Below are 26,637 nucleotides of genomic sequence, written 5' to 3'. Positions count from 1 at the left end.
ATTGCATGTCGTCTTGGTTTAAAAGAAAGGAAAAAGGAATACAAACAGCTACCGAAGAGAAGAAAGACACCCCGAAAGGGTTATGGTACAAATCTCCTACTGGTAAAATTGTCGAGGCCGAAGATTTGGCCAAGAATTATTATGTAAGCCCGGAGGATGACTACCATGTCCGAATCGGTAGCAAGGAATACTTTGAAATCCTTTTCGATGACAACAAGTTCCGTGAACTGGATACGAAAATGACCGCCAAGGACCCGTTGAAGTTTGTGGATACCAAAAAATATTCCGACCGTTTGAAAGCGGCCCAGCAGAAAACTGGATTAAAAGATGCCGTTAGGACCGCCGTAGGAAAATCCCAAGGAAAGGATATTGTTGTGGCCTGCATGGATTTTGCCTTTATAGGAGGATCTATGGGAAGCGTGGTCGGGGAAAAGATTTCCCGCGCCATTGATGTGGCCAAAAGGAAAAAGATTCCTTTCGTAATGATTTCAAAATCAGGAGGGGCCCGTATGATGGAAGCTGCACTGTCTTTGATGCAATTGGCTAAAACATCGGCCAAATTGGCCCAATTGGCAGAAGCAAAAATACCCTACATTTCTTTGTGTACCGATCCTACCACGGGAGGGACCACCGCATCTTACGCCATGTTGGGCGATATCAACATTGCCGAACCCGGTGCCCTAATAGGCTTTGCCGGACCAAGGGTCGTAAAGGATACCACGGGAAAAGATCTTCCCGACGGGTTCCAGACCGCGGAATTTTTAAAAGAACACGGTTTTTTGGATTTCATCACGCACCGTAAGGATTTGAAGAAAAAAATCAATCTATATATAGATCTGATTACCAATCAACCAGTAAGAAACTAAAAAAAAGCCCCTGAAACGGGGCTTTTTTGTTTCAATAAGTGAGTTTCCCCGTCATTCCCGCGTTTAAAGTTTATTTTCAAGAATTCTTTTGATTTCAAATAAAAGCATATCTTTGCACGCTGATTGAAGGTCAATCAATACATAAAAATCATTTAAATAATATTGGAATGTATTTAACAAAAGAAGTAAAGGCCGAGATTTTCAAGAAACACGGCGGCTCTGAGAGCAACACCGGTTCTACGGAAGGACAAATTGCATTGTTCACGCACCGTATCAACCACTTGACAGAACACCTTAAAAGGAACCACAAAGATTACAATACCGAGCGTTCCTTGGTGGCATTGGTAGGTAAAAGACGTAGTCTTTTGGATTACCTCAAGAAAAAAGATATTGAAAAGTACCGTTCCTTGATTAAGGAGTTAGGTATCAGAAAATAAAAACAAAAGGGGAGGCATTGGCTTCCCCTTTGTTTTAGTTGAACATATTTCAACAAAAAGTCCCGGGAAACTGGGCAAACACAAAAAGCTACAAATAGTTTTTCATTGGTCAAGTGCCACAGGCACACACAACAACAACACAACCCGACCGCCCGGATGGCGGTAGACCAAATGTTTAACAACCCGACCCTTTTGGGCAGGGTAAGATTATTTTTATGATTCCAAAGACATTCAAAGAGGTCATAGACCTTGGTGACGGTAGAGAAATTTCTATCGAAACCGGAAAACTGGCAAAACAGGCCCACGGCTCTGTTGTTGTCCAATCTGGCAAGTGTATGCTATTGTGTACAGTTGTCTCCAATTACAAAGCGTCGGACGTGGACTTTTTGCCACTTACCGTAGATTATCGTGAAAAATTTGCCGCTGCAGGGCGTTACCCAGGTGGTTTCTTTAAAAGAGAGGCAAGACCAAGCGATGGTGAAGTATTGACCATGCGTTTGGTGGATAGGGTATTGAGACCCCTGTTCCCAAAGGATTACCACTCAGAAACTCAGGTAATGATCCAGTTGATGTCCCATGACGAAGACGTTATGCCAGATGCAATGGCCGGATTGGCAGCCTCTGCCGCCATTCAACTTTCGGATTTCCCGTTCGAATGTGCCATCTCCGAGGTCCGTGTAGGTAGGGTCAATGGTGAATTCATCATCAACCCGACCAGAGCACAACTTCTGGAGTCGGACATTGACATGATCATCGGTGCCTCTGCCGATTCTGTAATGATGGTAGAAGGTGAAATGAACGAAATTTCCGAAGAGGAAATGGTAGAAGCCATCAAATTTGCCCACGAAGCCATTAAAGTTCAATGTGCCGCGCAAGTAAAATTGGCCGAAGCTTTCGGTAAAAAAGAAGTTCGTGAATACGAACCGGAAAACGAAGATGCCGACCTTGAAAAAAAGGTGTACGACCTTACTTATGATAAAGTGTATGCCGTTGCAAAAGCCGGTTCATCCAAGCATGAGCGCAGTGCTGCCTTCGATGCAATCAAAGAAGAAGTAAAAGCTACGTTTACAGAAGAAGAATTGGAAGAGTTTGGAGATTTGGTTTCCAAATACTTCTACAAGGCCGAAAAAGAAGCGGTCAGAAACCTTACTCTAGAGGAAGGACTCCGCTTGGACGGTCGTAAAACCACAGAAATTCGTCCCATCTGGTGCGAAATCGATTATTTGCCATCCGTTCACGGTTCTGCCATATTCACAAGAGGTGAGACCCAAGCTTTGGCAACCGTAACTTTAGGTACTTCCAGAGAAGCCAACCAAATAGATATGCCGTCTTTCGAAGGCGAGGAAACTTTCTATTTGCACTATAACTTCCCTCCTTTCTCAACAGGAGAGGCACGACCAATCCGAGGTACATCCCGTAGGGAAGTAGGCCACGGTAACTTGGCGCAACGTGCTCTAAAAGGGATGATTCCAGCAGATTGCCCGTACACAGTTCGTGTAGTGTCCGAAGTATTGGAATCCAACGGTTCCTCTTCCATGGCAACTGTATGTTCTGGAACCATGGCCCTTATGGATGCCGGGGTTCAATTGAAAAAACCTGTTTCAGGTATTGCAATGGGACTGATCACCAACACTGAAACCGGAAAATATGCCGTACTATCCGACATCTTAGGCGATGAAGATCACTTGGGAGACATGGACTTTAAAGTAACCGGTACCGCAGATGGTATAACCGCTTGCCAAATGGACATTAAGGTAAAAGGACTTTCTTATGAAATCTTGGTAAAGGCTTTGATGCAAGCCAAAGACGGTAGATTGCACATTTTGGGCAAACTTACTGAGACCATTGAAGCTCCAAGACCAGAAGTGAAGTCTTACGCACCAAAAATTGTTACCCGAGTTATTCCTGGTGAATACATCGGAGCACTTATTGGAAAAGGAGGAGAAGTCATTCAAGAGCTTCAAAAAACAACTAAAACTACCATTGTTATCAACGAAGACCCAGAAACCGAGGAAGGCATTGTGGAAATTCTTGGTACCGATCAGGATGGAATCAACAAAGTATTGGCAAAAATCGATGCTTTGATGTTCAAACCTGAGGTTGGTAGCGTTTATGAAGTGAAAGTAATCAAGATGCTCGACTTTGGAGCTGTGGTAGAATATACCGAAGCTCCAGGGAACGAAGTATTGCTCCACGTGTCCGAATTGGCATGGGAACGCACCGAAAATGTATCCGATGTTGTGAACATGGGCGATGTTTTTGACGTAAAATACTTCGGTCTTGATCCAAGGACCAAAAAGGAAAAGGTATCAAGAAAAGCCTTGTTGCCCAAACCTGAAGGATATCAAGAACGTCCACCGCGCAACGATAGAGGTGGTGACCGTGGTGACCGAAGAGGTGGTGGCGACCGACGTGGTGGCGACCGAAGAGGTGGTGATCGTGACAGGAAACCAAGAAGGGATTAGTTTTAAAATAATCCTATTGTATAAAAACAGCCCCGGGGAACAACCTCGGGGTTTTGTTTTTTAAAACTAAAAATCAAAATAGTACAATGTCACTTCGAGCGCAGTCGAGAAGGTATTGTTTTCAAAACCTAAGAGTAAGGTCTCGACTGCGCTCGACCTGACAACATATTAATCAATGGAAAATCAGACTTTTTAAAAAAAATGTAACCAAAATGTAACTTTTTGGTTTGTTTGAACGTATAACCTATTGAGCTCCGGTTCACAAATTTAATTTGAAGGGATATTTTAGATGAGACAGTTAAAGATTACAAAACAGGTTACCAACAGGGAAACCGCGTCGTTAGACAAGTATTTGCAGGAGATTGGAAAGGTGGATTTGATTACCGCCGATGAAGAAGTAGAGTTGGCACAGCGAATCAAGGCGGGAGACCAGGTAGCTTTGGAAAAATTAACAAAAGCCAACCTTAGGTTCGTTGTTTCTGTGGCAAAACAGTACCAAAACCAAGGGTTGACACTTCCTGATTTGATCAATGAAGGAAACTTGGGGCTAATCAAGGCCGCTCAACGTTTTGATGAAACCCGTGGATTTAAATTTATTTCTTACGCCGTTTGGTGGATTCGTCAATCCATTCTTCAGGCATTGGCCGAGCAGTCCCGTATTGTTCGTTTGCCTTTGAACAAAATCGGTTCCATCAACAAGATCAACAAAACATTTGCCTTCTTGGAGCAAGCGCACGAGCGTCCGCCATCTGCAGAGGAAATTGCCAAAGAATTGGACATGACCGTGGAAGATGTAAAGCAATCCTTGAAAAACTCAGGTCGCCACGTATCCATGGATGCACCATTGATCGATGGTGAGGATTCCAACCTATACGATGTATTGCGCAGTGGTGAGTCCCCTAACCCGGACAAGGAACTTTTGCACGATTCCCTTCGTACCGAAATCGAGCGTGCATTGGAGACCCTTACACCGCGTGAAGCTGATGTTATCAGACTTTACTTTGGTTTGGCAGGGCAACATTCCATGACCTTGGAAGAAATCGGTGAAACTTTTGACCTTACGAGGGAAAGAGTTCGTCAGATCAAGGAAAAGGCAATTCGCAGGCTGAAACACACTTCCAGAAGTAAGATTTTAAAGACATATTTGGGATAAGTGTAAAAAAACACCCTCTAAATTACAGTTAAACTATCCTTAAATTTGATTTTTGGCAGGAAAGTTGTAATTTAGTAAGATATAACAGTTTATCATGACTGTTCGTTTTTTGATTGATGAATAAACTCCGGCTGATTACCGGAGTTTTTTTCGTTTAAAAGGGTCCCTTTTTAATTCATCAACCCTCCATTTACCAAGCGGTAAATCCCCAACGGATTCCCCTGTTTCAGCTCATCGGCAACAATGTATCCAGAAAATTCTGTACAGTTTCAAACAGTTAATTTACAAATAGACTGATTATCAATACTGAAATTATGGACGTTAGCCCAATGACCAAGGTTCCCAGACTGTGAAGTTTATAGCCCTTGGCGATGTTCATTCCACTCATTTGGGTCACTACCCAAAAAAAACTATCATTGGCGTGTGAGACCACCATGGACCCCGCCCCTATCGAAATCACCAATAGCGCTTTATCCATTTCCGTAGCAAATCCAAGGCTTCCCATCATAGGAAACACAATGGAAGCCGCTGTGATCAACGCTACAGTAGATGACCCTTGTGCCAATTTTATTGCCGATGCAATCAAAAAGGGAAGAAAAAAACTAAGGTTTAAATCGCTCAACGCATCTCCCATCACACCCGCTATCCCAGAATTTTGAAGCATCTTTCCAAAAACGCCGCCAGCTCCTGTAATCAATAAAATATTGGCTGAATCCTTTAATGCCTTTCCGACCCATCCATCTGTAGAAATCAATTCCTTGTTCAGTTTTTTGGGCAGCGTAAAGGCCAGAAGCATTCCAATGACCAACGCAATTACGGGTTCTCCCAAAAACATTAGAAATGATTGCCATGATGCCATTTCCTCCACTGGGATTATCCGTAACCTGGAATTGATCATGATCAAAACAATGGGCACCACAATGGGCAATGACGCTTTGAATGCCGAAGGCGCAGTTTTCATCCGAAGGTCGATACTTTCTTGGGAAACATCCGGGTTTGGATCAATATAAGTGCGAGCCGCAAACTTCGTGGCGAACAACAATGCCATAATGAGCGCAACGATACTAATGGGAATGGCCAAGGCCAGGACAAGACCTAAATCGGCGTTTAGAATACCAGCTGCCGCTATGGGCCCAGGAGTGGGAGGCACCAAATTGTGGGCAATGGTAAGGCCCATTGCCAGCGCAATAGCTGAACCTGCCAAACTGATTCCTGCTTTTTTGGACAGACTTTTATTCAACGGGGACAGTAAGATGAAACCGCTATCCGCAAAAACGGGTATGGATACAAAATATCCCAATATTCCCATGGCCGTGGGCACTCGTTTCTTTCCCACCTGTTTGATGACCGCTTCGGCCAGTGCATAGGCCCCGCCCGTATTTTCCAGAAATGCACCAATGATCACCCCAAAGATGATCACCAAACCTATTTTTCCGAGTGTTCCCCCAAATCCATCGTTTATGGTCTGCAAAATAAGTTGATAGTCCATCCCCGCGGCAAAACCAAAAAATATGGCTACCACAAAAAGTGCTAAAAACGGATGTAGGCGCAAATAATTGATCAAACCAATAATAAGGGCTATGCTCAACAACAAATAAACTACTAACATGGTCGGTTATTTAAAGTTAGGATGGTCAATGCAAATCTCCCTTTACCTCACTGCCAGAGCCTCCCACCAAAATATCAAAATCGGCACCCTTGTCGGCTTGCTCTACATGGTTCAGGTAAATTTTCACATAACCTCTATCGGTATGGGGCTGGGGCGGTTTCCAAGCCGCTCTTCTTTCAGCCAATTCTTCCTCCGTAACATCCAGATGTAATTTCCTATTTTCCACATCCAGTTCGATGTAATCTCCATCTTTAACCAAAGCCAAGGTCCCACCGATGGCCGCTTCGGGTGACACGTGGAGCACCACGGTACCATAAGCCGTTCCACTCATTCGTCCATCTGAAATTCGGACCATATCCTTCACGCCCTGCATGATCAATTTCTCTGGAAGGTCCACATTGCCCACCTCGGGCATACCAGGGTAACCTTTGGGTCCCACATTCTGTAGAACGATTACACTATTGGCATCTATGTCCAGATCAGGGTCGTCCACACGGGCATGGTAATCGTCCATACTGGTAAAGACCACTGCTTTGCCACGGTGCTTCATCAATTCAGGAGTGGCTGCAGAAGGTTTAATAACGGCTCCATTTTCGCATAGATTTCCTTTTAAAACTGCAATTCCAGCATCCTTTTGAAAGGGTGCATCCATTTTGGCAATGACTTCTTCATTATAGCAAGTGGATTTTTCGCAATTCTCATGAAGGCTCTTGCCGTTGACCGTTATGGTTTTATGCAATTTTGATTTCAATTCCTTCAACACTACAGGAAGACCTCCTGCATAAAAATAATCTTCCATCAAATGTTTGCCGGAAGGCATAAGATTGACCAGCAATGGAATTTTACTTCCGATTTCATCAAAATCCTCCAATTTTAAAGGAACTCCAATCCTACCCGCTATGGCTAGTAAATGGACAATCAAGTTTGTGGAGCCTCCCACAGCTGCATTGACCACTATTGCATTTTCAAAAGCTTCTCGGGTCAATATTTTGGATAGCTTCAAATCTTCATTGACCATTTCCACGATTTTTCTTCCGGAAAGCTGTGCCATAACCTTTTTTCGGGCATCCACCGCAGGGATTGCGGATGCGCCGGGCAATGTGAGTCCCAATGCTTCTGCCATGGTGGCCATCGTTGAAGCCGTTCCCATGGTATTGCAATGGCCGGCACTACGTGCCGCACATATTTCAGCCTCCAAAAAGTCTTCCTCGGTAAATTTGTCCCTTTTTTTCTTCTCCTTTATCATCCAATTAAAGGAACCGGAACCTATTTCCCCTCCACGGAATTTTCCATTCAACATGGGGCCTCCGGGCACCACAATGGTGGGTAGATCCACACTGCAAGCTCCCATAATGGTCGAAGGGGTTGTCTTGTCACAGCCTGTTAACAAAACAATTCCGTCCAATGGGTTCGCACGTATGGATTCCTCAACGTCCATACTGGCCAAGTTTCGGAAAAGCATGGTCGTAGGCCTCATAATGGTCTCTCCGAGGGACATTACTGGGAATTCCAAAGGAAATCCGCCTGCTTCCAATACGCCCTTTTTTACGATTTCTGCAAACTCTCGCAAATGGCCGTTGCAAGGGGTGAGTTCCGACCAGGTGTTACAAATCCCAATTACGGGTTTTCCTTGAAACATGTCGTTGGGATACCCCTGGTTACGAAGCCAAGAACGATGCACAAAACCCATTTTGTCATTTGTGCCAAACCATTCTTTGCTCCGAAGGTCTTCTTTGTTTTTCTTCATTTTTAATTTGATAAACGCAATCGATTGCGGTGAAAATAATAAATTTTACCGTCTCCTATGAAGCTATAATGTATTTTTCACAAAAAAGTGATTTAAAATTTTATATATCCATTTCTTTCAGGTTAAAACAATAATGAGTTATTAATTAATTGGCTACCTTTCTTGTTTAAATATTTTGGCATAAAAGAAATACATTCCACCTAACATGAAAAGAACATTTCTCTCCATTTTGATGATAACTGGTTTTATATCAGTAGGTATAAGTCAGGTTAATTCTGATAACGTAGTTCAAGAAGCGGCAAAGGCCAGATTGGATTCCACCTTGCAAAGCTTTGTGGAAAACGGTGAAGTGGCCGGAGCATCGGCTTTGATTTATGAAAAGGGAAAAGAAGTCTATTTCAACGCATTTGGTTATGCCGATTTGGCAAACAAAGTACCCATGAAGCGCAACACATTGGTGCAGATATATTCCATGACCAAACCTATTACGGGAACCGCTTTGATGACATTGTATGATGAAGGTAAGTTTCAATTGGACGATCCGTTGGAAAAATATGCTCCCGAATTTGCCAACATGAAAGTGTACCAAGGGGTGGACTCCGATGGTGAGATGATACTCGAACCCTTGAACCGACCGATTACCATCCGTGACATTACACGCCATACGGCGGGGTTTTCCACCCGGGACGATATTCCAGGGTATAGTGAGGCCTTAAAAGAAGCGGACCCGTTCAACTGGGAGAATACCTTGCCCCAAATGGCAGAAAAATTGGGAGGCGTACCTCTATGGTTCCAGCCCGAAGCCAAATGGGAATATGGTCCTTCGGTCGATGTACAAGCATTTTTGGTGGAGCGGATTTCGGGTCAACCGTATCAGGAATATGTCCGTGAGCATGTTCTTGACCCCTTGAAAATGACAGATACCCGCTACGTAGTACCAGAGGATGACCGTTACAGAATGTCATCGGCTTATCGTAAAACTGAAATGGGTGAATTGAATCAATCCCCCAACGAAGAAGCGCATGCATTCAATTATAAAAAATGGCCACTGACTCCTGGTGGTTGGGGATTGACCTCCACACTTGACGATTACATGCGCTTTGCCAGAATGCTGGTCAACGAGGGAAACTTGGAGGGAGCGGAAATTCTTGAACCAGAAACCGTGGAGTTGATGTCCACCAACCATTTGGATGAAAACATAACGGAAAGGTCGTGGTTGCCCAGCAAGGGACAAGTAGGCTTCGGGATAGATTTTGCCGTTCGGCTTCGTGCCCCTGCCTCTGTTGAAGAGAACAACGGGGTTGTCGGGGAATTCTTTTGGGACGGAGCGGCGAGCACCTTGTTTTGGGTAGATCCCGTAAATGAATTAACGGCGGTGTTCTTCGTACAAATTTTTCCTTACAACGGCTCTCTTCATAAAAGGTTCCGTGATGCGGTCTATGGTCCGGTCCAAATAAATACGGGTTCGGAATAGGCCATTCGCAAATAAGGAATTGCCCTCACATTTCATTATCTTTGTAGGGAACGAGTTGATTCTTACATGAGCAAAAAAATTATTGCACCTTCCTTATTGGCTTCGGATTTTGCCAATTTGCAACAGGAAATAGAAATGGTGAACCAAAGCGATGCCGACTGGTTCCATTTAGATGTAATGGACGGTGTGTTCGTGCCCAACATTTCCTTTGGAATGCCCGTGATACAGGCCATTGCCAAACATGCAAAAAAACCGTTGGACACCCACTTAATGATTGTTGACCCTGACAAATACATTAAAACTTTCGGTGATTTGGGGGTAGACCACTTGACCGTTCATTATGAAGCATGTCCACATTTGCACCGAACCTTACAAGCCATAAAGGCTGAAGGCATGAAAGCTGGGGTAGCCATTAACCCGCATACTTCCATAAAATTGTTGGAGGACACCATTCAAGATATCGACATTGTAATCGTAATGAGCGTTAATCCAGGTTTTGGAGGACAATCCTTTATTGAAAACACCTATCAAAAAATAGCTGACCTCAAGGAACTCATCAACCGTAAAAATGCGAGTACCTTAATCGAAATTGATGGTGGAGTTAACGCCGATAACGCGAAAAAGCTGGTCGACCATGGTGCGGATGTTTTGGTGGCCGGGAGTTTTGTTTTTAAAAGTCCTGACCCTACCGAAACCATAAAAAAATTAAAAGAAGAAATAGCATAATGCAGGAGTTTGATGTAGTCATCATTGGAGGTGGGCCCATAGGAATAGCTTGTGGTCTTGAGGCGAAAAAGCAAGGACTCACCTACATTATCATAGAAAAGGGACCAATCGTAAACTCGCTGTTCAATTATCCCGTGAACATGCAATTTTTCTCCTCTTCCGAAAAACTGGAGATAGACGAGATACCGTTCATAAGTAAAGAGGCCAAGCCTAAACGTAACGAGGCTTTGGAATACTACCGAAGAATCGTGACCTCCAACAAGCTCAACATCCATCTTTTTGAAAAGGTGCTGGATACCAAAAAACAAGGTAACACATTTTTGGTCAAGACGGATAAAGAGGAATACCAGGCCAATAACGTAGTGGTTGCCACTGGGTTCTACGACTTGCCCAACAAAATAGGTGTTCCCGGCGAGGACTTGCCCAAAGTGTCCCATTATTATAACGACCCACACTTTTTTGCCAGTCAAAAATTAGTTGTGGTCGGTGCTAGTAACTCCGCCATAGATGCTGCTTTGGAATGTTGGCGAAAAGGTGCCGAAGTCACTTTGGTAATCCGCGGCCCCGAGGTCGGTCCACGCGTAAAATATTGGGTACGCCCAGATATCATCAACCGTATTGAGGAAGGCAGCATTAAAGCATACTACAATTCCACCGTCAAGGAAATAAAGCCCCATGAAATCGTTATCAATTCCCCAGAAGGGAAAATTGTGCTGGAGAACGATTTCGTCCTGGCCTTAACCGGGTACTGTCCCAATTTCACCTTTTTGGAAAAATTGGGCATCACATTGTCAGACGACCCAAAACGATTGCCCACCTACGACCCCGAGACCATGGAAACCAATGTGGATGGTCTGTTTTTGGCAGGGGTAATCTGTGGAGGTATGGAAACCCATAAATGGTTTATCGAAAATTCTCGGATTCATGCTCCAATTATCATGAATGCCATAAAGCATAAGATGCAATCAGTAGAAGAGGAGTCTTGATTTCGGTCAACATTTGCAGCTTTTCAGAAAGGGCTTCCTTTTATATATGATTATCTTTAAAGGAATCTGAAAAAAGCTTTCAAATGAAAACAAGCACAACACAAAATGTATTCAGGGTCATACTTGGCCTATTGATGATTGTGGCCGGAATCGGTCACCTTACCTTTCAACGTGAGGAGTTTCAGGCCCAAGTACCCCGATGGTTACCTACTAGCGAGGGTTTTATGGATTTTGTGGTGGTAGCTTCTGGTGTAGTTGAGATTCTTTTAGGTCTTGCCATGGTCCTTTTGGTCAAATACAAGGTAAAAGTTGGTATTGTGCTGGCCATTTTCTATGTATTGATATTCCCTGGAAACATTTCACAGTACACCAATGGCATTGATGCGTTTGGACTGGACACCGACCTCAAAAGATTTGTCCGTCTGTTTTTTCAACCCGTCTTGATACTTTGGGCCCTTTGGTCCACTGGAGCTCTGGCATATCTAATTAATCGACGAAAAAATTAACTATGGAATTCTACGGTTTGGGAGCGGAAAGACTGAATGGCACCAAGGAGTCCATGGAAAAATATAAGGGCAAGACGATTGTTGTGGTGAACACGGCCAGTGAATGTGGCCTTACACCACAGTACGAAGGTCTGGAAGAGTTGTATCAAAAATATAATGACAAAGGCTTGGTTATCCTTGGTTTTCCGTGCAACCAATTCGGAAACCAAGAACCGGGCAGCGCCGAGGATATTCAAAAGTTTTGCAAAGTGAACTATGGTGTAACCTTTCCCTTGTTCGCAAAAATAGAGGTGAACGGAAAAGGAGCCCATCCCATTTTTAAGTTCCTAAAATCGGAACTCAGCGGTTTATTGGGCGGAAAAATCAAATGGAACTTCACCAAATTCGTCATCGATAAAACCGGAAAACCTGTAAAGCGTTTTGGGCCCACGGCAGAACCTGACTCCATGACCGATTTTATTGAAAAAATCCTTTAGTTTTTTATTGGAATTTTAATTGCGATTGGAGTGCACCTGTCTGTTTTAGCATGGCCCTACCTTCCTTGAAGCTCAAATAGGCATGCCCATTTTTTCTATTAAGGATGCTTATTTCGCAAAGCATTCCCCAATGGCGTGCCACTTCCCGCCAAGCAAAGAACAAGGAGTGTTTAGGGTCATAAATATGGGTCGCCTCCCCTCCTGCTCCGTTCACCTCGATAATGCTGAAGTTTTTTCCTTCACAAAGTTCTTCAAAAGTATTGTACAGTACATCCAGCCTACCATAATGGAATCCCTCTATTTGCGAACAAATCCCATCTATCACCTTCACCAAATCCGTGTTTGACCTATGGCTAATGTCCAAAAATTTTGCGCCACGGGTATGGCTTCCGTAGGGCACCAGAATAAATTCTTCTCCCTTGGCCAAAACATTTTGAAGTTGGGCGCCAAACTTCCTTTCTAAAACCTTTAACTGCAAGTGGCTACGAGGATTCTTTTTGATGAGCTCCAACATGCTACTCTCACCATCACCTGTAATGGTTAAAAATTCCTTGGAGACTATTCCTGTTATCCTGCCATGGGTTTCATCCGGTCTGCGAACGTAAAAGATACCCACCTCTTTTTGATAGGGAATGAGCTCTTGCACCAAAAAGTGGGAAGGCGTCCAGTTCACATATTTTTGAAATTCATCTTCATCATGGATTTTTTCCACTCCAAAAGCCTTCATCCCGATATCCGGCTTGGCGATAAAGGGAAACTTGATGCCTTTCTCCAGTATGCGTTCCAAAGCCTGTTCTGCAGGTTCTCCCTTATCAACAAAAAGTGTTTTGGGAATGTATAAATCGGGAATCATATTGTAAATATCCATTTTGGATATCATGGCCATTCCGCCATTTTTCATTCCCGGATTGGCCGCATTAAAAAAGAAAAGGGAACGTGCCTTAATGGAATAATATAACCAAACAGGCGCCATCGGATAATAAATCAACCAAAATGGCCAGTATTCCCAATGGGTGATCCGGTGCCATATTAGTTTGAGTGCATCCATAACAATTACATGGTAAGCTGAGAAGGTGAAAACGGCACTTCAAAAGATACGCCGTTCAGTAAATCCAAATGGCGCATCATGGTTTCCTCTCCGTTCAATACCGTTTGGGTGACACTGAAAGTCTTTAGCCCAGTTTCCCTGTCGATGATGAAGCCATTCTCGAAATCTTCATGATTGTTGGAGTGAAAATCGATAATATCCTTGGGCGAAACATTGGGGTGTACGCCCAGAAAATTTTGGAACAAAGTCCTTCTGTGTGCTATAACCTTATCTGTATAAAGTGTGGCTGAGGACCAAATGTGGTTTTTTTCCTTGTTCAATGGTCTAAAATATTTTTGATGGCCGTCCCATCGAAACTCGAGCAGTTTATCCGTAAAAAGCACCAAGGTGAATGGTTCTATCCGAAGCAAATCCATCTCCTGGAGAAATAAATGGGGCCGCTCCGAAGCAATGACATCCAACAGTACCAACCCACGACTTTTTGCATAATTTCCAGTAGGTACGTGGTTTACAAAACCTCCATTGAGCAATACCGCCACTGTTCCATTTTCATTCAAGGCAAACCAGGATCCCCCTGCTTTGGGGTCCTTGGGAAAAAGCACTTTGATACCACCAATGGTCCACTCCTTTGGTTTTAGGGCCATGGGACGGGATATATGCTCATCCCTGTTCGAGGTGATCACGTATTGATTCCCTAAAGCAACAAAACTTACTGTGCACATTGGTTTCTATATTGTATGGTGGATGGGGCCACTCCAAAGGATTCTGGCAAATCAATATCCGAAAAATGATTGATTCCTATTTTGATCAGGGCCTGATGGTGAATGGCGTGTTCCAGATTGTACATCACTTCCCTGTGATAATTGGATTCCATCGAGTTCTCCTCTCCGCACAATTCATAGATCAGGTTTATGGGTTTGTTGGGTTTCTCCAAATGCTTTTGAATGTGATCCAACTGTTCGAGGGCAAAGAGCAGATCTTCCTCAATTCTTGGGTCGCGCGCTCTACGATCATAAGATATTACAGCTTCATCATACCCTTGGATCAAACACAAATAAAGTTCTATTACGTGACGTGTATGCTGGCCAATACTGACATCGGAGAGAATGGTGCACGGCTGCGAATAATGGTTCTTGGAAAGTGCACACAGCACTTGCTTAAATTGTTCCAAGATATCCAATGAAGATTTGAACATGGTTGTTTAGTTATCGGTTTTTTTATTGTTTATGATGAAACTTTGTATAATATAGCAAAGAAATTCCATGGTTCGGTCAACGTTTGGCTGTACGCTGTTCAAAAGGTCTTTTCATCGCTTTATTTTTTGCCAATTTTTATCTGCCTTTTGTTTCAGGTTGTCAGGAGATTCATTGAGCCAAAACTGCAAGGTGTTGTTCTTTCCCTTGTTATAAAAAAGGTAGAGTTTTCCATCCCTGATTTCGTATGTTTCCGGGTCCACTTTCACTTTTTTCGCGTTCACGGCGACCGCATAGGCGCAATATCCACCATATTGGGGCAAATATGCATCAGGGTCCGACAGGAACTTATCCCTGTTTTCCGCGTTTACAAACTTAAATCTAACCTGGTCGTGTTCTGCGGTCAGTTCCTCTTTTCCCTCTTGTGGCTTGTTGTTAAAATAGGAAACTACGTCGTAGCCGTTTATCGCGTATCCTTTTTTTGTATTGTAATCCGTAGTTTGGGAAAAGCCATATATTCCTGAAACTAATAAAAGCACTGCTAAAATTTTGCTCATTTTATTCGGTTTAACGTTTAAGCTAGGACACAATCGTCCTTGAACAGATGGATTTAGTCAGGAATTATATGGATTCCTTTCAATTTTCTTGTCGTTCATCGATATTTTTCAGAATTACATCCAATACATGGTCAGGTACGCCCTATGCTGGACACTAATCACGCGTGATTATCGTTAAATATAAAAACCAGCAATCGATTCCGCTTTCCCAAATAGCGGCTTCAACTAAACCTACAAAATGCGTCAGACATATAACCCCGTTTTTAATCTCTGGTTAAAAATATTGCTGCTATGGTTGCCCTTTGTTTCCTTCGCACATGCGTCGGAAAAAAATATTCCAGGTGAATCCATTTCGCTTCGTTCCAAAGCCTCGGTCCTTTTGGCGGGCCACAAAGAATATAGCTTCGCCGAAATTCTCAACAATGAAAAATTAGTGTTCGTGCCGTTGACGCGTTTGGAGGAAAATATGGGATTTTCCGACAAAAACTACTGGTTGACGTTTACCCTGGAGAACAAATCACAGGACTTTGCCAAGTACTATCTTGAGACCGGTAGACCCATTACCGATGTGGTCAATCTCTTTCTTGTGGACGACTCTGGTACCGTGCAAAGACAATATAGTGGGGACAAAATACCTTTTTCCGAAAAAACCGTTCAACACAGAAAATCCATTTTTGACATTGAACTCAAGCCCTATCAAAAAGTACAGGCCTACATTCAGCTTAAAAGTGATGGCGAGGTGGTTATGCTTCCCTTAAAATTGTACAAAGAGGCTGCATTTTTCAATTTGACTTACAAGGAACAGGTTTTTTATGGTTTCTTTTATGGCATTTTGATCCTGGCCTTTATCATTTACCTTTTCTTCTATTTTGCACTGAAGGATAAGGCATTCGTTTACTACGCATTGTACGTTCTGTTTATTGCCTTGATGCAATTTTCCTTGGATGGATTTTTCCACCAGTATTTTACTCCACAAGGTGGGTGGTTATCCGACAGGGCGGTATTGCTTACAGCCTTTATTTCGCTCTTCTTTTTTGGAAAGTACGGCGATACGTTTTTGAATCTTAAAAAGAACAGCCCTGTCCTGCACCATATCAACAAATTTTTGAGCCTTTCCATTGTATTGGGAGTCCTGGTATTGGCCTTGGTGCCACAATTATTTAAATATTGCTATCCCTTGGCCAACACCATCGGGATTTTGGTGCTGCTTCAGATAATTGCCTCTTTGGTGGTGATGAAAGTGAAAAAACAAAGGATAGACCCATACTTTATTGTCGGTATCTCTTTTTTGGTCCTGGGTTTTATCGTTTTTATCCTAAATAATTTCAATACGATTGAAAACTCATTTTTCACCAGTAACGGAAGTAAATTTGGAATCGGGTTTGAAATCATCTTCCTATCCATTTCCATGAGCAACAGGATACGTCAGCTGAGAATGGAAAATGAGCAGAACCAATTATTAGCGTTGCAACGAGCCGAGGACATGAACGAAATAAAGTCTTCGTTCCTTTCCAATATCAGCCATGAACTAAGAACGCCTTTGAACTTGATCATGGGTGTAGCTACTTCGCTTCAAGAAAACAAGGAAGAGGAGAATTTGGAGGAAAAATGTAAAATGTTATTGAGTTCCTCAAAAAATCTCTTGGGCTACATCGAGGATATTTTGGACTTTACGGTAATAGAAAAGGGAGACCAAGAATTAAAAGAAGTTCCTTTTGATCTAAAATCGACCTTGACCAAAGTGATAAACAATCAAGAGAAAAAAGCAATCGTTAAGGGACTAGACTTTAAGGCAAAGGTTTCCAGTACATTGCCTGCAAGAATTGTAGGTGATAAAGCCAAGCTGGTGCAGATTCTCAACCATTTGTTGGACAATGCCATCAAATTCACCAATCAGGGCGGGGTCGATATTCATGTTGAATGCACCAAAAAAGACAATGGACGGGCCAATCTACAATTTACCATCAAAGATACGGGCATAGGGATTTCCAAAGAAAAGATGAGTACTGTTTTTGAATCGTTTACCAAAAAATCCTTTATGGACAAACGGGAATTCAGTGGTCTGGGATTGGGACTTTATATTGTGAAAACATATGTGGACCTTCAAAACGGCACGGTATTGCTCAAGGAAAATACGGGTCAAGGTACCATTTGTGAACTGCAACTCGGTTTTGAGATCGACCAAGATGAGGCGCTATCCACTGAGGAGTCAATAAAAGAGAATTGGGCAGAAAAAATTGGAGCAAGCGAAGTCCTTCTTGTGGAGGACAACAAAATGAACCAGACTGTGGTAAAACTGCTGTTCAAAAAGAACTGGGCCAGTGCGAACATTACCATAGCGAATCACGGCAAAGAAGCATTGGAAATCCTCAAGGAAAAAACCTTTGATTGTATATTGATGGACCTCCAGATGCCCGAAATGGATGGTTTCGAAACCACTTCTTTGATCAGAGGTGGCAAGGCCCATTGTACTCCACAAATTCCCATTATCGTGCTTACTGCCGACAATACGAGCGCAACAAGAAAAAAGATTTTTGAACTGGGCGCGAACGATTTGGTTACAAAACCCGTAAATGGACCGCTTCTTTTTTCAAAGATGGGCAAAAACATGATCAACAAACCAATAGATAAGGTAGCCTAAATGCCAATCCCCTAAAATGAAAAAAGCATGTCCTTGAAAGGAAGCATGCTTTTTTTTTTGTGACCCAGGGAGGATTCGAACCCCCAACCCTCAGACCCGAAATCTGATATTCCCTGCCTGCGGCAGGCAGGTATCCAGTTGAACTAGTGAAACTGTTGATTTTTTAAAAACTCCCTGCCCTTTCCTGTTTTAAAAAACTTTTCTCTTTCAATAGCCTCCTCTCTAGTTTTGAAAGTTTCAAAGTAAAATAGTTCCCAAGGCATGAAACCTTTAGTAGATTTTGTTTTTCCTGTATTGTGCTCTTTTAATCGCTTTTCAATGTTTTCGCAATGACCTTTGTAGAGTCGGCCATCCACCTCGCTTCTTAAAACATATGCATAATACACTTATAACTTAATTAGTTTGTGACCCAGGGAGGATTCGAACCCCCAACCCTCAGAGCCGAAATCTGATATTCTATCCAGTTGAACTACTGGGCCATTCTTAACTAATTATGAACTCAATTTTGCCTTGACAATGGCAGAAATGGTCTTCCCATCGGCCTGTCCGGCCAATTCCTTGGAAACAATTCCCATAACCTTGCCCATATCCTGCATTCCAGAAGCTCCAACGGAATCGATGGTCTGTACTACCACTTTTTCAATTTCTTCTTCGGTAAGCTGTTCCGGCAAAAACTTTTCGATCACGGCAACTTGTGCCAATTCCGGTTCCGCAAGATCTTCACGTCCTTGCTCTTGATAGATTGCAGCGCTGTCCTTGCGTTGCTTTACCAATTTTTGAACCAATTTAATTTCGTCTTCTTCCGATAGTTCGGCGCCTGCGCCCTTTTCGGTTTTTGCCAATAAGATAGCCGATTTTACAGCACGCAATGATTCCAAGGCGATGGTATCCTTCGCCTTCATGGCCGCCTTCATCTCAGTCATTACTTTTTCCTGTAATCCCATTTGTTCTTATTTAGGGCGCGAAGATAAAAAATAAACCCGAAAGTTACGTTACTTCCGGGCTTATGCTTTCCATAAAAATGGATGTAAACTTAAACACTACTAATCAACATTATCGTGCAAGAAAGAATTGTTGGAACGCAATTGTAAATCGTCGTTGCTATCCTCTCCCAGTGTGGTCCTCGAAACCTTTTGCTCCTTTGGAACATCATTCAGGTCAACTCCCTGTCGCTTATATGCTGGCTGTTTTTCAATTTCGTCAATGCTGTTTCTGTTGTTCTGGAACTTGTAGTTGAAGTTCTTTAGTTTTCTCCTTCGTTCATCGGCACGATTTTTAAGAATATCGCTGATGGAACTGTTCATAGGGTCTAAACTGCTTGTTGTTTCATCGTTTTGTCCAGAGCCTTCACTTTTTTCTTCGACCTTAACGGTCTTCTTTTCAAACACAAGTTCGTTTTCCACCATTTTGGGTTCGTGGGTCTCGGCTTTTGACTTTGCTCCGGTCAACTTTTCTTCCAACTCCATGTATTCCTGAAGGTCATATCGGGTTTCGCCCTCTTTTCTATACTCTAGGACCGGCCTTACCTCTACATAATCGTTCACTTCCACATCGCCCAAGCCATCATCATCCAGATTAAAGGTTACGGTGTGTTCCTGTTCGTCATCTGTATCCTCTACATCATTATTAAGAGGCATATCAAAACTTAGCGTAAATTGATCCTCATTGCTTTTGGGAGAGACAACTTCTGCATCGATGACATCAAAATTGTTAATCACATTTTTGGCCTCGATGATCACAAAATCATCCTCCACTTTTTCGGCAACTACCTCTTCATAAAACACATTGAAGTTCTTGATATAGTTCGTTGTTGGAATCAAATCGGGGTCCTTAACCTCCATTTTGGGTTTTGGCGCCACTTTTTTTTCTTCCTCCTCTTCCAAATCCAAGGTGTGCTTTACCACCTTTGGTTCTGGCTTCGGTTCCGGCATGGGAGTTGGTGTTTTTTCAATCTTGACTTCCTGTACCGAAGTGGACTCGGGAGTCAAATCTTGCTCCGCGGTTTGCTCGTCCTCCAAGGTATAAAATACCTTTTTGGACTCGGTATTTACGATATTATCTTGCTGGTCTACATTAAAACCTGTTGCAATTACCGTAACGGCAATAGCTTCACCTAGACTTTCGTCCTCACCGACACCCATAATGATGTTGGCTCCGTGACCGGCCTCAATTTGGATATGGTCATTGATTTCACCGATTTCATCAATGGTGATTTCTTGTGAACCGGAAACGATGAGCAACAATACGTTTTTGGCGCCGTTGATCTTGTTGTCGTTCAATAATGGTGAATCCAGTGCCTTCATAATGGCCTCGGTAGCCCTTGATGAACCTGATGCTGCAGCTGAACCCATAATAGCGGTTCCACTGTTGGAAAGCACAGTCTTCGCGTCCCTAAGGTCAATGTTTTGTGTGTAGTGATGTGTTATGACCTCTGCGATACCCCTGGCCGCTGTTGCCAAAACTTCATCTGCCTTTGAGAAACCGGCCTTAAACCCAAGATTACCGTAAACTTCCCTAAGCTTGTTGTTGTTGATCACGATCAAGGAATCCACGTTGGCACGTAGTTTCTCTATCCCGATTTGTGCCTGTTTGTTTCGCATGGCCCCTTCAAACTGGAACGGCATGGTAACGATACCAACCGTAAGAACATCCATTTCCTTGGCGAGCTTTGCAATGACAGGGGCTGCACCCGTACCGGTTCCACCACCCATTCCTGCTGTGATGAACGCCATTTTAGTATTGTTGTCCAGCATGGCCTTCAAATCTTCCATACTCTCCAAAGCGGCCTGTTCGCCCACATCGGGGTTGGCTCCTGCTCCCAATCCTTCGGTGAGGGAAACCCCCAATTGGATTTTATTGGGAACGGCACTGTTTTGCAAGGCCTGGGCATCGGTATTGCAGATCACAAAGTCCACTCCGTTGATACCGGCCTGGAACATGTGGTTGATGGCGTTGCTTCCGCCACCTCCTACTCCGATAACTTTAATTACGTTGCTCTTGTTCTTGGGCAAATCAAAAGCGATATTGTCAAATTCAGTGTTCTTACTCATGACAGTTGTGTTTCTCTTCTGGGGTTATTATTCTGCGTTGTCCAAAAAGTCCTTCAACTTTTCTGACCATTTATCAAAAATGGATTTTCTCTCCGCATGGGTGCTCGTCGTGTTTGTTTGGGCTCCCATGTCGTGTTCTTGGCCTACCAAAACCTCTTCTTCGTGCACTTCTTCTTCATGGTGCACAGCGCGGTTTTTCTTTTTGGCCTCCAGGGAATTCATCAGCAATCCCACAGCTGTTGCGTACAACGGGCTCGCAACTTCCTCGTCCGAGTCACCGGCAAGATGCTCGTTGGGGTAGCCTATCCTTGTATCCATACCGGTAATGTATTCCACCAATTGCTTCAAATGCTTCAATTGGCTACCGCCACCGGTAAGTACAATCCCTGCTATCAATTTTTTCTTCTGTTCCTCGTGGCCGTAGTTCTTGATTTCCACGTAAACCTGCTCCACAATCTCCACCACACGGGCATGAATGATCTTGGAAAGGTTTTTAAGTGTAATTTCTTTGGGCTCACGTCCTCTTAATCCGGGAATGGAAACAATTTCATTGTCCTTATTTTCTCCCGGCCAAGCGGAACCAAATTTTATTTTCAATAGTTCGGCCTGCTTTTCTATGATGGAGCAGCCTTCTTTTATGTCCTCTGTGATTACGTTACCACCGAAGGGGATAACCGAAGTGTGACGAATGATACCATCCTTAAAAATGGCAAGATCTGTGGTTCCACCACCTATATCGATCAAAGCGACACCTGCTTCTTTTTCTTCTTGACTTAAAACGGCATCCGCAGAAGCCAGGGGTTCCAAGGTGATGTTCCCAAGGTCCAATCCGGCACTTTTGATGCACCTACCAATATTTTTGATGGAGGACACCTGCCCCACCACTACATGAAAATTAGCTTCCAATCGGCCACCGTACATGCCCACGGGCTCCTTGATCTCGGATTGTCCGTCAACTTTGTATTCTTGCGGCAACACATGGATGATTTCTTCACCGGGCAGCATCACCAGTTTGTACACTTGGTTGCACAGTTTATCCAGGTCGTCGTTATCTATTACTTCTTCGGAATTGGGCCTTGTGATATAATCGCTGTGGTGCAGACTACGGATATGCTGGCCGGCAATGCCCACCACCACGGAACCTATCTTTAGGCCCGAGTTCAACTCGGCCTGCTCCACCGCTTGCTGAATGGACGAGATAGTTTGTGTGATATTGTTGACCACTCCACGGTGAACACCCAAACTTTTTGAACGTCCGGTGCCCAAAATCTCAATTTTTCCATACTCATTCTCCCTACCGATGATCGCCACGATCTTGGTAGTTCCAATATCCAACCCAACTGAATAATTACCTTGTTCCATACTTTAAATTTTGGTGCAAACCACTTGATTGTTGAATTCCAAACTCACTGTTGCATAATCCTCCAAGGAATTGTCCTTGGCCGCCTTTGCATAAAAGGCCATAAAATTGCTGAACTTCTTGTTCAGGTTGTCCACTCCGCCCAAGTTCACCACAAAGTTTTCCATGCGGAACTTGAGTTGATATTTTCCTTCTTCTTGAATGTGTATGCCAATCACATTTTTCCTCAAGAAATTATCTTTGTTGATATAGTCCAAAATCACGTAGGCGTCCTCCAGAGTTTTCCCTGTGATTTTTCCTGTGATTATGGGAACCCTTGCCGAATGATGTTTTGACAATGGCATGCGTTCGCCCTGATCATCCAAATAAAATTTGGAGACACCTTCTATTCTTCCAATTGGCTTTCGCTGAACAATTTTGGATACAAGTTCCCCGTTTACAGTAAGATAGACCTGGGCATTTTTCACCATATCATTGGATAGTATAACCTCCTCTATGGTATTCAAAACTAACTGTTCTTTGGGCGTATTCTCTAGGGGTCCGTAATTTTGTATTAACAATTTATTAACCGCATCCTCAGTTAAATACAAATTGTTTTCACCAACGAACTTCACAGTGACATTTTCCACCATTCTTCGCTCATTTCGTTGATCGGCAAACCCGTAGAGCGCAACTACGGCGACCGACAAAACTGCTAATTTTATGTAATCCCAATTAATGCGCATAACTCAATTCTTTTTTGATTTTCGGCACTTCCATTCCAATATCCCCTGCTCCCAGAGCAACCAATACTCCTGATTTGCAGTTTTTTACTTCTTCCAATAATGCTGATTTTGAAATCAACTTTTTATTGGGATTCTCTATTTTTTCCAAAAGCCATTGCGATGTCACCCCTTCAATCGGTTCCTCCCTGGCGGGGTAAATATCCAACAGGATGATTTCATCAAAATCCGAAAGACTGGCTGCAAAATCATCCGCAAAATCCCTGGTTCGCGAGAATAGGTGTGGTTGAAAGATTACCGTAACCTTTTCCCCTGCGTGCATTTCCCGAATGGCTTGGTGCACGGCACTTATTTCGGTTGGATGATGTGCGTAATCATCAATGAACACAAAATCTTTTTCCTTTATCTGATAGGAAAACCTGCGCTGAACTCCTTTGAACGTAGCCAAAGCTTCGGCAAGGCGGTGGGGTGGGCAACCCGTTTGCACCGCCATCGCAAAAGCAGCTAATCCATTGAGCAAATTGTGTCTTCCAGGCTTGTTGAACTTTACGTTCTTGATTACCTCAGAAGGCGTTACGAGATCAAATATGTAGGCTCCATGTTCAATTTCAATGTTTTCTATGCAGTAATCGGCACCATCTTCAATACCAAAGGTGATTCCTTCCAAAGGAAGTCCTTTGCGTACGAACAACTTTCCTTCGGGCTTGATCCTATCCACAAATTCCCTGAAAGATTTGTCCAATTCATCCTTGGTGCCGTAAATATCAAGGTGGTCGGCATCCATCGATGTAATACAGGCAATGGTAGGCGTCAATCGTAAAAATGAACGATCGAACTCATCGGCCTCCACTACGGAATATTCCGTGCCATCCAACACAAAGTTGCTGTCAAAATCTTCCGAAACACCGCCCAAAAATGCGGTCATCGGCAAGTCACATTCTTTAAGCAAGTGCGCCAAAATACAGGTCGTGGTCGTCTTGCCATGTGTACCTGCAACGGCCAAACAAAAAGAATCCTTTGTAATGATCCCCAAAACCTCGGAACGTTTTTTAAGATTGAATCCGCCTGATTGGTAAAACTGAAACTCCGTATGTTTTGAAGGTACAGCAGGCGTGTACACCACCAAGGTGTTCGGATGTTTGAATGTATCCGAAATCAAATCGACGTTGTCCTCAAAATGTACCGAAATACCTTTTTCCATCAACCCATCGGTGATGGGCGTGGGAGTACGGTCGTAACCAGCCACTTCTTTCCCCACAAATTTGAAATAGCGTGCCAAAGCAGACATTCCAATGCCGCCGATGCCGATAAAATAAACGCTATGTATATCCTTCAAATTCACTTCAACAACTTTACTATTTCGTCCACAATATGTTCCGTGGCCTTGGGCATAGCCATTTTTTTGATGTTTCTTCCCAATTTTTCTTGAATCGCTTCGGACTTCATCAAAGCAGAAAAACGATTTTCAAATTCAGCATCTAACTCATTTTCTTTTAGCATGATGGCCGCATCTTTGGCCACCAAGGCTTTTGCATTTTGGGTTTGATGATCCTCTGCCACGTTCGGCGATGGGATAAAAATCACAGGTTTGCCCACCAAACAAAGCTCGGAGACCGATCCTGCGCCCGCTCTTGAAATAATCACATCTGCAGAGGCGTAGGCCAAATCCATTCGGTTGACAAAGGCCAAAACCTTTACCGTATCCGATTCATGTTTTTTATATTCTTCATGGTACAGCTTGCCACATTGCCAGAGTACCTGTAATCCTTGTTTCCCAAAAAATTCAAGCTCTTTTTCTATCAGTTGATTGATTCGTCTTGCTCCGAGGCTACCTCCGAGCACCAAGACCGTTTTTTTATCACTATCAAACCCAAAAAAGGCGGTTGCTTCTTTCTTGCTTGCTTTTACTTCTACCAAATCGTTTCGAATGGGATTTCCCGTCTTGACAATCTTTTCCTTTGGAAAAAATCGTTCCATACCATCATAAGCCACACAGATTTTATCTGCTTTTCCCGCCAATAGTTTGTTCGTGATTCCCGCAAAGGAGTTCTGTTCTTGTAGCACACATGGAACACCCGAGCTTTCAGCCATCCGTAACAATGGCCCGCTCGCAAACCCTCCCGTACCAATGGCCACATGGGGTTTGAACTGTTTCACTATTTTCCGCGCTTCTAACAAACTACTTATCAGTTTTAATGGAAACATGAGATTTTTCAATGTCAGTTTCCGTTGTATTCCACTTATCCACAAACCCTTGATTTCATATCCAGCTTGCGGCACTTTTTCCATTTCCATTTTATCCTTGGCCCCTACAAACAAAAACTCCGCATCAGGGTATCTTCGCTTCAATTCGTTTGCGATGGCCACGGCGGGATAAATATGTCCTCCCGTTCCTCCTCCAGAAAGTATAAACCTATATCTGTCCACTCAATACTTCTAAAGGATTCGTTTCATCTATTCCATGGGATTGCTCCTCTAAATTTTCTTTTCTATTGCTTGCACTCAACACGATTCCAATGGCCATACAGGTCATCCAAATGGAGGTACCCCCCATACTGATCAATGGTAACGGTTGCCCCGTAACGGGGAACAACTGCACCACTACGGCCATATTGATGAAGGCCTGGAACACAATTGGCAACCCTACTCCTATAACCAGTAATTTTGAAAAAACCGTTTTGGACGAATGCGCCACAACCACAATGCGGAATAGCAACAAGAGGTAAAAAAAGAGCAAAGCTCCCCCTCCCAACAATCCGTATTCTTCTATAATGATGGCAAAAATGAAATCCGACGTACTCTGGGACAACATATTCTTCATCACACTTTTTCCTGCTCCTTTGCCCACTACACCGCCTTCGGCCACGGCAATCTGTGCCAACGTTAACTGATGCAGATCATCCCTATCCGCCTGCTCTGGATGGATAAAGGTCTCTATCCTTGATTTCCATGTTCCCGCACGCTGCGGCAACACTTCTGGTGCCTTGAACAGCACAAAAAGGAACATTCCCGCAAATACAATTCCTGTCGCCACCATAGCGAACAAATATTTTAAGGGATATCCTCCCAGAAAACACAATACCAAAACCATGAAACAAATAATCGCTGCGGTCGAGAAGTTCTCTGGCAAAATCAGTAGAACTACAAGGGCTACGGGCAACCATAGCGGAAGTATGCTTTCTTTAAACGTGATCTTTACATCCTTGATCTTGGTCAGATACCTCGCAATCCAAATCATTAAAACAACTGACGCCAAGGTAGATGTCTGAAAGTTGACCCCCACCAAAGGAATCTTGATCCAACGGTTTGCCGTTACCCCGCCTATCCGCGTTTCCACCGTTAGAGTGTAAATCAACAATAGAATAACAATGGGCATTGCAATTATGGAAAGCCCCTTAAAATAATGTGTTGGAATTCGGTGCACGGCATAGATGATGCCAAAACCCAAGAACAACAGCACGGCGTGCTTTACCAAATGCCCGAAAGTGGTCCCATCTCCATTGACGTAGACCAAGTTGGTACTGGCGCTGTACACAGGCAAAAATGAGAAAAGTGCCAAGAGGGCCACTACGCCCCAAATGGCTTTATCACCTTTCAGATTTTTGAAAATTGCAAACACTT

Annotated in this window: 24 protein-coding genes and 2 tRNA genes; 10 read left to right on the top strand and 16 right to left on the bottom strand. The window is 43.4% G+C overall.

The annotated features are described in order from the left end of the window. Window positions 1-5 precede the first annotated feature (5 nt). From accD to SD449_RS07745, 4 genes are all read left to right on the top strand, one after another. Window positions 6-866 carry an acetyl-CoA carboxylase, carboxyltransferase subunit beta gene (gene accD, locus SD449_RS07760; protein WP_318309759.1) on the top strand — a complete coding sequence of 287 codons (861 nt, stop codon included), beginning with the start codon at window positions 6-8 and terminating at the stop codon, window positions 864-866. Between the two features lie 167 nt (window positions 867-1,033). Next, window positions 1,034-1,303 (top strand): 30S ribosomal protein S15, encoded by a 270-nt coding sequence (gene rpsO, locus SD449_RS07755; protein WP_207097665.1) that lies wholly within the window; start codon window positions 1,034-1,036, stop codon window positions 1,301-1,303. A gap of 215 nt (window positions 1,304-1,518) precedes the next feature. Next, window positions 1,519-3,768: a polyribonucleotide nucleotidyltransferase gene (locus tag SD449_RS07750; RefSeq protein WP_207033577.1), complete on the top strand. Its 2,250-nt coding sequence runs from the start codon at window positions 1,519-1,521 to the stop codon at window positions 3,766-3,768. Window positions 3,769-4,057: 289 nt separating this feature from the next. Next, window positions 4,058-4,921 carry a sigma-70 family RNA polymerase sigma factor gene (locus SD449_RS07745; protein ID WP_100817395.1) on the top strand — a complete coding sequence of 288 codons (864 nt, stop codon included), beginning with the start codon at window positions 4,058-4,060 and terminating at the stop codon, window positions 4,919-4,921. A 277-nt stretch (window positions 4,922-5,198) separates the two neighbouring features. Here the strand turns inward: SD449_RS07745 and SD449_RS07740 are convergent, their stop codons facing one another. Together SD449_RS07740 and SD449_RS07735 are read right to left on the bottom strand one after the other, a co-directional pair. Further along, window positions 5,199-6,530 (bottom strand): GntP family permease, encoded by a 1,332-nt coding sequence (locus tag SD449_RS07740; protein WP_318309755.1) that lies wholly within the window; start codon window positions 6,528-6,530, stop codon window positions 5,199-5,201. 25 nt (window positions 6,531-6,555) lie between these two features. Next, window positions 6,556-8,277 (bottom strand): IlvD/Edd family dehydratase, encoded by a 1,722-nt coding sequence (locus SD449_RS07735; protein WP_207033580.1) that lies wholly within the window; start codon window positions 8,275-8,277, stop codon window positions 6,556-6,558. 205 nt (window positions 8,278-8,482) lie between these two features. Between SD449_RS07735 and SD449_RS07730 the strand changes: the two genes are divergently transcribed. The 5 genes from SD449_RS07730 (at window position 8,483) to SD449_RS07710 (ending at window position 12,445) form a co-directional block, all read left to right on the top strand. Then, window positions 8,483-9,751, top strand: a complete 1,269-nt coding sequence (locus SD449_RS07730; protein ID WP_318309753.1) for a serine hydrolase domain-containing protein — start codon at window positions 8,483-8,485, stop codon at window positions 9,749-9,751. Window positions 9,752-9,817: 66 nt separating this feature from the next. Further along, on the top strand, window positions 9,818-10,477 hold the full coding sequence (gene rpe, locus SD449_RS07725) for a ribulose-phosphate 3-epimerase (protein ID WP_318309752.1): 660 nt from the start codon (window positions 9,818-9,820) through the stop codon (window positions 10,475-10,477). Continuing rightward, window positions 10,477-11,463 carry a YpdA family putative bacillithiol disulfide reductase gene (locus SD449_RS07720; RefSeq protein ID WP_318309751.1) on the top strand — a complete coding sequence of 329 codons (987 nt, stop codon included), beginning with the start codon at window positions 10,477-10,479 and terminating at the stop codon, window positions 11,461-11,463. The genes rpe and SD449_RS07720 overlap by 1 nt, the downstream gene beginning before the upstream one ends. A gap of 83 nt (window positions 11,464-11,546) precedes the next feature. Then, window positions 11,547-11,969 (top strand): DoxX family protein, encoded by a 423-nt coding sequence (locus SD449_RS07715; RefSeq protein WP_318309750.1) that lies wholly within the window; start codon window positions 11,547-11,549, stop codon window positions 11,967-11,969. A gap of 2 nt (window positions 11,970-11,971) precedes the next feature. Next, window positions 11,972-12,445, top strand: coding sequence for a glutathione peroxidase (locus SD449_RS07710; RefSeq protein WP_318309749.1), 474 nt, complete (start codon window positions 11,972-11,974; stop codon window positions 12,443-12,445). A 4-nt stretch (window positions 12,446-12,449) separates the two neighbouring features. On the opposite strand, the gene SD449_RS07705 is transcribed toward SD449_RS07710, so the two are convergent. The 4 genes from SD449_RS07705 to SD449_RS07690 form a co-directional block, all read right to left on the bottom strand. Next, window positions 12,450-13,493: an ATP-grasp domain-containing protein gene (locus tag SD449_RS07705; protein ID WP_318309748.1), complete on the bottom strand. Its 1,044-nt coding sequence runs from the start codon at window positions 13,491-13,493 to the stop codon at window positions 12,450-12,452. Window positions 13,494-13,498: 5 nt separating this feature from the next. Continuing rightward, window positions 13,499-14,215 (bottom strand): NRDE family protein, encoded by a 717-nt coding sequence (locus SD449_RS07700; RefSeq protein WP_318309747.1) that lies wholly within the window; start codon window positions 14,213-14,215, stop codon window positions 13,499-13,501. After that, window positions 14,203-14,688, bottom strand: a complete 486-nt coding sequence (locus SD449_RS07695) for a DinB family protein (RefSeq protein WP_318309745.1) — start codon at window positions 14,686-14,688, stop codon at window positions 14,203-14,205. Before SD449_RS07695 ends, SD449_RS07700 begins: the two co-directional genes overlap by 13 nt. A 111-nt stretch (window positions 14,689-14,799) precedes the next feature. Further along, window positions 14,800-15,243 (bottom strand): YHS domain-containing (seleno)protein, encoded by a 444-nt coding sequence (locus tag SD449_RS07690; protein WP_318309744.1) that lies wholly within the window; start codon window positions 15,241-15,243, stop codon window positions 14,800-14,802. 238 nt (window positions 15,244-15,481) lie between these two features. On the opposite strand from SD449_RS07690, the gene SD449_RS07685 reads away from it, so the two are divergent. Beyond that, entirely contained in the window at window positions 15,482-17,884 is a 2,403-nt protein-coding gene (locus SD449_RS07685; protein ID WP_318309743.1) for a 7TM diverse intracellular signaling domain-containing protein, read from the top strand. Window positions 17,885-17,947: 63 nt separating this feature from the next. Here the strand turns inward: SD449_RS07685 and SD449_RS07680 are convergent. The 10 genes from SD449_RS07680 to SD449_RS07635 all read right to left on the bottom strand — a co-directional run bounded on the left by SD449_RS07680 (window position 17,948) and on the right by SD449_RS07635 (window position 26,635). Then, a tRNA-Arg gene (locus SD449_RS07680) sits at window positions 17,948-18,029 on the bottom strand. Beyond that, window positions 18,028-18,270, bottom strand: a complete 243-nt coding sequence (locus SD449_RS07675) for a GIY-YIG nuclease family protein (protein WP_318309742.1) — start codon at window positions 18,268-18,270, stop codon at window positions 18,028-18,030. Before SD449_RS07675 ends, SD449_RS07680 begins: the two co-directional genes overlap by 2 nt. A 19-nt stretch (window positions 18,271-18,289) precedes the next feature. Next, window positions 18,290-18,363, bottom strand: a tRNA-Arg gene (locus SD449_RS07670). A gap of 12 nt (window positions 18,364-18,375) precedes the next feature. Beyond that, the gene (locus tag SD449_RS07665) at window positions 18,376-18,828 is read right to left on the bottom strand and encodes a GatB/YqeY domain-containing protein (protein WP_318309741.1); all 453 of its coding nucleotides are present in this window, start codon (window positions 18,826-18,828) and stop codon (window positions 18,376-18,378) included. A 99-nt stretch (window positions 18,829-18,927) separates the two neighbouring features. After that, complete coding sequence (gene ftsZ / locus SD449_RS07660; RefSeq protein WP_318309739.1) at window positions 18,928-20,934, bottom strand: cell division protein FtsZ; 2,007 nt, start codon at window positions 20,932-20,934, stop codon at window positions 18,928-18,930. Between the two features lie 27 nt (window positions 20,935-20,961). Then, window positions 20,962-22,296: a cell division protein FtsA gene (ftsA, locus tag SD449_RS07655; RefSeq protein WP_318309737.1), complete on the bottom strand. Its 1,335-nt coding sequence runs from the start codon at window positions 22,294-22,296 to the stop codon at window positions 20,962-20,964. A 3-nt stretch (window positions 22,297-22,299) separates the two neighbouring features. After that, entirely contained in the window at window positions 22,300-23,019 is a 720-nt protein-coding gene (locus SD449_RS07650; protein ID WP_318309735.1) for a cell division protein FtsQ/DivIB, read from the bottom strand. Beyond that, window positions 23,009-24,358 (bottom strand): UDP-N-acetylmuramate--L-alanine ligase, encoded by a 1,350-nt coding sequence (murC, locus tag SD449_RS07645; RefSeq protein WP_318309734.1) that lies wholly within the window; start codon window positions 24,356-24,358, stop codon window positions 23,009-23,011. The genes SD449_RS07650 and murC overlap by 11 nt, the downstream gene beginning before the upstream one ends. After that, the gene (gene murG / locus SD449_RS07640) at window positions 24,355-25,443 is read right to left on the bottom strand and encodes an undecaprenyldiphospho-muramoylpentapeptide beta-N-acetylglucosaminyltransferase (protein WP_318309733.1); all 1,089 of its coding nucleotides are present in this window, start codon (window positions 25,441-25,443) and stop codon (window positions 24,355-24,357) included. Before murG ends, murC begins: the two co-directional genes overlap by 4 nt. Then, entirely contained in the window at window positions 25,430-26,635 is a 1,206-nt protein-coding gene (locus SD449_RS07635) for an FtsW/RodA/SpoVE family cell cycle protein (protein WP_207033624.1), read from the bottom strand. Before SD449_RS07635 ends, murG begins: the two co-directional genes overlap by 14 nt. Window positions 26,636-26,637 lie beyond the last annotated feature (2 nt).

The sequence above is a fragment of the Flagellimonas crocea genome (genome assembly GCF_033441595.1).
GTDB lineage: Bacteria > Bacteroidota > Bacteroidia > Flavobacteriales > Flavobacteriaceae > Flagellimonas > Flagellimonas crocea.
This window is presented reverse-complemented; position numbering and strand designations above follow the sequence as displayed.